Origin of the sequence: Kitasatospora sp. NPDC091257, from assembly GCF_044757675.1 — a bacterium.
In the GTDB taxonomy this organism is placed as follows: domain Bacteria; phylum Actinomycetota; class Actinomycetes; order Streptomycetales; family Streptomycetaceae; genus Kitasatospora; species Kitasatospora lactacystinica.
The window spans coordinates 1-6,197 of sequence record NZ_JBIVVI010000503.1 but is presented as its reverse complement, the minus strand read 5'-3'; the positions used below and the strand labels follow the sequence as shown (position 1 = coordinate 6,197).

The following is a 6,197-nucleotide window of genomic DNA, read 5'->3' as shown; positions in this document are numbered from 1 at the left end:
GGGTCATAGGCGGTCGGGGACTTCCCAAATCTCATCCCGCCGGGCCTCGCGCCCGGCGTACCTAACGAGGAGATCGGTTCGTGACGATCCGGGTAGGCATCAACGGCTTCGGCCGCATCGGCCGCAACTTCTTCCGCGCGGTCAAGGCCCAGGGCGCGGACATCGAGATCGTCGGTGTCAACGACCTCACCGACACGAAGACCCTGGCTCACCTGCTCAAGTACGACACCACCCTGGGTACCCTCCAGGCCGAGGTCTCGCACACCGAGGACAGCATCACCGTCGACGGCCACACCTTCAAGGTGACCGCCGAGCGTGACCCCGCGAACCTTCCGTGGGCCGCCCTGGGCGCCGACATCGTCGTCGAGTCCACCGGCATCTTCACCAAGGCCGAGGCCGCGAAGAAGCACCTCGCCGCCGGCGCGAAGAAGGTCATCATCTCGGCGCCCGCCACCGACGAGGACGTCACCATCGTCCTGGGTGTCAACGACGAGAAGTACGACGCCGCCAACCACCACATCATCTCCAACGCCTCCTGCACCACCAACTGTGTGGCGCCGATGGCGAAGGTGCTGAACGAGAGCTTCGGCATCGTCAAGGGTCTGATGACCACCGTCCACGCGTTCACCAACGACCAGGTGACCCTGGACTTCCCGCACAAGGACCTGCGCCGTGCTCGTGCGGCCTCGCAGAACATCATCCCGACCTCGACCGGCGCCGCCAAGGCGACCGCCCTGGTCCTGCCGGAGCTGAAGGGCAAGCTGGACGGCACCTCGCTGCGCGTCCCGGTCCCGACCGGCTCCATCACCGACCTGGTCGTCACCCTGGAGCGCGAGGTCACCAAGGACGAGGTCAACGCCGCCTTCCAGAAGGCCGCGCAGGAGGGCCCGCTCAAGGGCATCCTGGCCTACACCGAGGACCCGATCGTCTCCTCGGACATCGTGAACGACCCGGCCTCGTGCATCTTCGACAGCCAGCTCACCATGGTCCAGGGCAACCAGGTCAAGGTGCTCGGCTGGTACGACAACGAGTGGGGCTACTCGAACCGCGTCGTCGACCTGGTCGCCCTCGTCGGCGGGCAGCTCTGACGTTGCGGGAGCTGACGTGATGTAGGGGCGAGGGCCCGGACGGCGTACGGTGCCGACCGGGCCCTCGTTCCGCGCTCAAGGACTTCTCAGGCGGCCCCTGCGCCGTGCCGCCTCACTGCGCATCAACCATCTCCCCAGGAGAAACCGAATCCCCGTGAAGACCATCGAAGAGCTCATCGAAGCCGGTGTCGAAGGCAAGCGCGTCTTCGTGCGCGCCGACCTGAACGTGCCGCTGGACGGCGACACGATCACCGACGACGGCCGCATCCGCGCCGTCGCGCCGACCATCGCCAAGCTGGCCGCGGCCGGTGCGAAGGTCGTCGTCGCCTCGCACCTCGGCCGCCCCAAGGGCGAGCCGGAGTCGCGGTTCTCGCTCGCCCCGGTGGCCGAGCGCCTCGGCGAGATCCTCGGCAAGGACGTCGCCTTCGCCACCGACACCGTCGGCGACAGCGCCGAGGCCACCGCCGCCGCGCTGGCGAACGGCGAGGTCGCGCTGCTGGAGAACCTGCGCTTCAACGCGGGCGAGACCAGCAAGGACGACGCCGAGCGCAAGGCCTTCGCCGAGCAGCTGGCCGCGCTGGCCGACCTGTACGTGGGCGACGGCTTCGGCGCCGTGCACCGCAAGCACGCCTCGGTGTTCGACCTGCCGGCGCTGCTGCCGCACGCCGCCGGCGACCTGATCGCCACCGAGGTCGGCGTGCTGAAGAAGCTCACCGAGGACGTCGCCCGCCCGTACGTCGTCGTGCTCGGGGGCGCCAAGGTCTCCGACAAGCTCGGCGTGATCGACAACCTGCTGGAGAAGGCCGACCGGATCCTGATCGGCGGCGGCATGGCGTACACCTTCCTCAAGGCCAAGGGCCACGAGGTCGGCATCTCGCTGCTGCAGGCGGACCAGATCCCGGTCTGCCTGGAGTACCTGGCCCGGGCCGAGCAGCGGGGCGTCGAGTTCGTGCTGCCGACGGACGTCCTGGTCTCCGCCGAGTTCCCGGACCTCAAGACCAAGGCCCCGGCGAACCCCACGACCGTCGATGCCGACGCCATCCCGGCCGACCAGGAGGGCCTGGACATCGGCCCGAAGACCCGCGAGCTGTACGCGGCCAAGCTGGCCGACGCGGGCACGGTGTTCTGGAACGGCCCGATGGGCGTCTTCGAGCACCCGGACTACGCGAACGGCACCAAGGCCGTCGCGCAGGCCCTGCTCGACAGCGACGCGTTCACCGTGGTCGGCGGCGGCGACTCCGCCGCGGCCGTCCGCATCCTGGGCTTCGACGAGAACGCCTTTGGACACATTTCGACCGGCGGCGGCGCCAGCCTCGAGTACCTGGAGGGCAAGACCCTCCCCGGTCTCGCCGCACTGGAGGACTGACACACATGACCGACCGTCTCCCGCTGATGGCGGGCAACTGGAAGATGAACCTCAACCACCTTGAGGCCATCCAGCACACCCAGAAGCTGGCCTTCGCGCTGGCCGACAAGGACTACGAGGCCGTCGAGGTCGCCGTCCTGGTGCCGTTCACCGACCTGCGCTCGGTGCAGACCCTGGTCTTCGGCGACAAGCTGAAGATCAAGTACGGCTCGCAGGACATCTCGCAGCACGACGGCGGGGCCTACACCGGCGAGGTCTCCGGCCCGATGCTGGCCAAGCTCCAGTGCACCTACGCGGTGATCGGCCACTCCGAGCGCCGCCAGTACCACGGCGAGAACGAGGAGATCGTCAACGCCAAGGTGAAGGCCGCCTACCGGGCCGGGGTCACCCCGATCCTGTGCGTCGGCGAGCCGCTGGAGATCCGCAAGGCCGGCACCCACGTCGAGTACACCCTGGCCCAGCTGGACGGCGGCCTGGCCGACGTCCCGGCCCACCAGGCCGAGTCGATCGTGGTCGCCTACGAGCCGGTCTGGGCGATCGGCACCGGCGAGGTGGCCACCCCGGAGGACGCGCAGGAGGTCTGCGCCGCCATCCGCAAGCGGATCGCCGAGCTGTACGACGCCGAGCTGGCCGGCAAGGTCCGGGTGCTGTACGGCGGTTCGGTGAAGTCGTCGAGCGCGGCCGGTCTGATGGCCAAGCCCGACATCGACGGCGGCCTGGTCGGCGGTGCCTCGCTGGACGCCGACGAGTTCGTCAAGATCGTGCGCTACCGTGAGCAGGCAGTAGGCTAACGCCGCCGCAGCAACGTAGGCTTTGGGGCCGGACCGCCGTACGCGGCCCGGCCCCTTCGCCGAAGATACGAGAGAGTTGGTCCCGTCGTGGTTCTCGGGTTCTCGATTGCCCTGATCATCTTCAGTCTTCTGATGATCCTGCTGGTGCTGCTGCACAAGGGGAAGGGCGGCGGCCTGTCGGACATGTTCGGCGGTGGCGCGATGTCCACCGGCGGCGGTTCGGCGGTGGCCGAGCGCAACCTGGACCGCATCACCATCGTGGTCGGCGTGGGATGGTTCGCGTCCATCATCGTCCTCGGCCTGCTGATGAAGACCTCGGTCTGACGTATCCCTGACGCCCCGTCGCCCGAGCGCCTATCCTGGGACGGTCGGGTGCGGAGGCGATGGTGGCGGATGCTTAACACCTGCTTACACTAGGACGACTTTCGCCACCGACGCGCACCGCGGCGGGTCGGCGCACCAGTACGCAGGGAGTCAGACCGTGGCAAGTGGCAATGCCATCCGTGGCAGCAGGGTCGGGGCCGGCCCGATGGGCGAGGCGGAGCGCGGCGAGTCCGCCCCGCGCAACCGGATCTCCTTCTGGTGCGCGAACAAGCACGAGACCCGTCCCAGCTTCGCCGCCGAAGCGGCGATCCCGGAGACCTGGGACTGCCCGCGCTGCGGCTTCCCCGCGGGGCAGGACCAGCACAACCCGCCGGCGCCCTCGCGCAACGAGCCCTACAAGACCCACCTCGCCTACGTCCGTGAGCGGCGCACTGACGCCGACGGCGAGGCGATCCTGGCCGAGGCGCTGGCGAAGCTCCGCGGCGAGATCTGAGTCCGGCGCAACGGTCCGAACGCAACGGCAAACAGCACGAAGGGCGCCACCGTCGAGTGACGGTGGCGCCCTTCGGCGTCGCCGGGCCGGCTACGCGGAGGCCGGTGGGTAGAGCTGCGGCGGGATCCGCTCCGCGGCGGCGCGGTCCAGCAGCCACAGGGTGCGGCTGCGGCCGTACGCCCCGGAGGCGGGCGCCTGGAGCTCGCCCGGGCCGGACAGCGCCAGCGCGACCGCGCCCGCCTTGTCCTCCCCGGCGGCCAGCAGCCAGACCTCGCGGGCGGTGCGGATCGACCACTACCGCGACTACGTCACCTGCGTCCAGGACTCGCTGACCAGCGTCGGCGCCCAGAACTGCGACCGGTACGCGCCGCAGTGGTACGTGGACTTCACCGGGAACACCGAGTAGCCGGACCTCCGGGTCCGCCCGGCCGCCCCGGCCCCGGTCAGTCGTCGAGGCCCGCTCAGTCGTCGAGGCCCGCGCGGTCGTCCGGATCCCGCCCGTCGGGGCCCGGTCCGCCGGCTGCGGGCCCGGCACCCGGCTCCGAAAGCCGCAGCACGAGGGCGTACGTACGGGCGCGCAGCCCCAGCACACCCCGGCGGGCCTGGCGCGCGAGCCGGGCGTACACGCCCACACCGTCCGCCGGGCCCAGCATCCGGTACCGGACCAGCAACGCGCCCGGGACGGCGACCAGCGCGATCCAGCCCGCCGCCGCCGGACCCGTCCACGGCAGCGGCCCCACCCACGCCAGCCGCTCCCCCGCCAGCGCCCCGCCGGAGAGCCGGCCCAGCACCGCCGCCCCGGCCCCGACCCACAGCGCCGCCGCCAGCGCGGCCACCGCCGTCGCGGCCGGCGTCCAGGGCTCGGGCCGCTCCCCGGCCCCCGCCCCGGAGACCGGCAGCCGCCGGCCCGCCGCCGCACGGCCCAGCAGCACCGCCGGCACCACCCCGGCCAACAGCGGCAGGACCGACGCCGCGAGCCGCCAGCCGCCCGGCCCGTCCGCCGGCAGCAGGGCGAACAGCGGGAACTCGGGCACCGGGCCCAGCACCGCACCGGTCGGCGACACCACCGTCCCGGCGCCGAGCGCGAAGCCCGGCCCCAGCGCGTACGCCGCACCCCACAGCACCGCGTTCGGCAGCAGCGCCAGCGCGAGCAGCACCAGCCCCAGCAGCGCGACGGGCCCGCCGCCGAGCAGCGCCATCCCGCGCCCACCGCCCGCCACCGCGTCCAGCACCGCCGAGAACACCACCAGCAGACCGCCCGCCGCGACCAGCCCGGCCCCGGCCGCCAGCGCCGCGGCCCGTACCACCGGCGCACCGTCGACCGGGCGGTACGGCGGCGGGAGGCGGTCCAGCGGGGAGTCGACAGGCACGTCGAGGACGGCCACCGAGCGGGCCCCCGCGGCCGTCGCCAGGCCCGCCACCAGCGCCACCACCAGCACGTCCGGCAGCACCCGGCTGCGGAACGGCCCGGTGGCCGCGCAGTGCAGCGCCACCGCGAAGGCCACCGCGCAGTACCCCGCCCACACCGCCACCGGACCGCCCCAGCGCGGGCGCGGCCCGCGCCGCGCGGCCACCCTGGCGGCCGCCCGGTAGAGCCGGACCACGGCCAGGGCGCCGAGCAGCAGCGGAGTGACCGTCAGCGGGGCGTCCGCCGGCCCGCGCAGCAGCGGCGCTCCGTGCCCCAGCAGCCAGAGCGCCCCCGCCAACCGGGTGACAACGCCCGCGTCGTCGTCCGCGTACGGCGTCGCCACCCAGAGCCCGAGCACCGGCGCCCCGACCACCGCCAGGCCGACCAACGCCGTCCGCACACCCGCCAACAGGTCGGCCAGCGCGGGGCGTCCGCCCAATTCACCGGGCGACTCCAGGATCGGACGGCCCATCAGCTGCGTCATGGGCCACATGGTGCCAAGGCGACTCGCCATGCTCCGTGAAGCGCCAAACCGCCGCCGTGTCCCAGATTATTGGCTTATGCGCATTTTCAGACCTTGCCCCCAAGCCGCCGGCGCCCCGGCCCGGAGCGTCTGATGGCCACGCCACCCACCGCCGACTCCCCCACTCCGGAGCGCCACCGCAGGCCCGCCCACGCCGAGACCGACCCGGGCCGCCTGCTGCGGACGCTGACCCCCCGTGAGGCC

The 6,197-nt window shown here is 72.3% G+C and carries 6 protein-coding genes and 1 pseudogene; 5 read left to right on the top strand and 2 right to left on the bottom strand.

Annotation, left to right across the window (positions count from 1 at the left end; all coding sequences use genetic code 11):
- Window positions 1-80: 80 nt before the first annotated feature.
- From gap to ACIQOV_RS22680, 5 genes are all read left to right on the top strand, one after another.
- Window positions 81-1,088 carry a type I glyceraldehyde-3-phosphate dehydrogenase gene (gap, locus tag ACIQOV_RS22700; protein WP_359912922.1) on the top strand — a complete coding sequence of 336 codons (1,008 nt, stop codon included), beginning with the start codon at window positions 81-83 and terminating at the stop codon, window positions 1,086-1,088.
- Between the two features lie 154 nt (window positions 1,089-1,242).
- Window positions 1,243-2,454 (top strand): phosphoglycerate kinase, encoded by a 1,212-nt coding sequence (locus ACIQOV_RS22695; RefSeq protein ID WP_401051099.1) that lies wholly within the window; start codon window positions 1,243-1,245, stop codon window positions 2,452-2,454.
- Window positions 2,455-2,459: 5 nt separating this feature from the next.
- On the top strand, window positions 2,460-3,245 hold the full coding sequence (gene tpiA, locus ACIQOV_RS22690) for a triose-phosphate isomerase (protein WP_359912928.1): 786 nt from the start codon (window positions 2,460-2,462) through the stop codon (window positions 3,243-3,245).
- Window positions 3,246-3,332: 87 nt separating this feature from the next.
- A complete protein-coding gene (gene secG / locus ACIQOV_RS22685) occupies window positions 3,333-3,569 on the top strand; it encodes a preprotein translocase subunit SecG (RefSeq protein WP_359817184.1) in 237 nt (78 codons plus the stop codon).
- A 205-nt stretch (window positions 3,570-3,774) separates the two neighbouring features.
- Window positions 3,775-4,062, top strand: a complete 288-nt coding sequence (locus tag ACIQOV_RS22680) for an RNA polymerase-binding protein RbpA (RefSeq protein ID WP_223245297.1) — start codon at window positions 3,775-3,777, stop codon at window positions 4,060-4,062.
- Window positions 4,063-4,152: 90 nt separating this feature from the next.
- On the opposite strand, the pseudogene ACIQOV_RS22675 reads toward ACIQOV_RS22680, so the two are convergent.
- Both ACIQOV_RS22675 and ACIQOV_RS22670 read right to left on the bottom strand, forming a co-directional pair.
- A pseudogene (locus tag ACIQOV_RS22675) lies at window positions 4,153-4,353 on the bottom strand (6-phosphogluconolactonase); the annotation flags it as partial.
- A 170-nt stretch (window positions 4,354-4,523) separates the two neighbouring features.
- A complete protein-coding gene (locus ACIQOV_RS22670) occupies window positions 4,524-5,954 on the bottom strand; it encodes a DUF6350 family protein (RefSeq protein ID WP_401051095.1) in 1,431 nt (476 codons plus the stop codon).
- Between the last annotated feature and the right edge of the window lie 243 nt (window positions 5,955-6,197).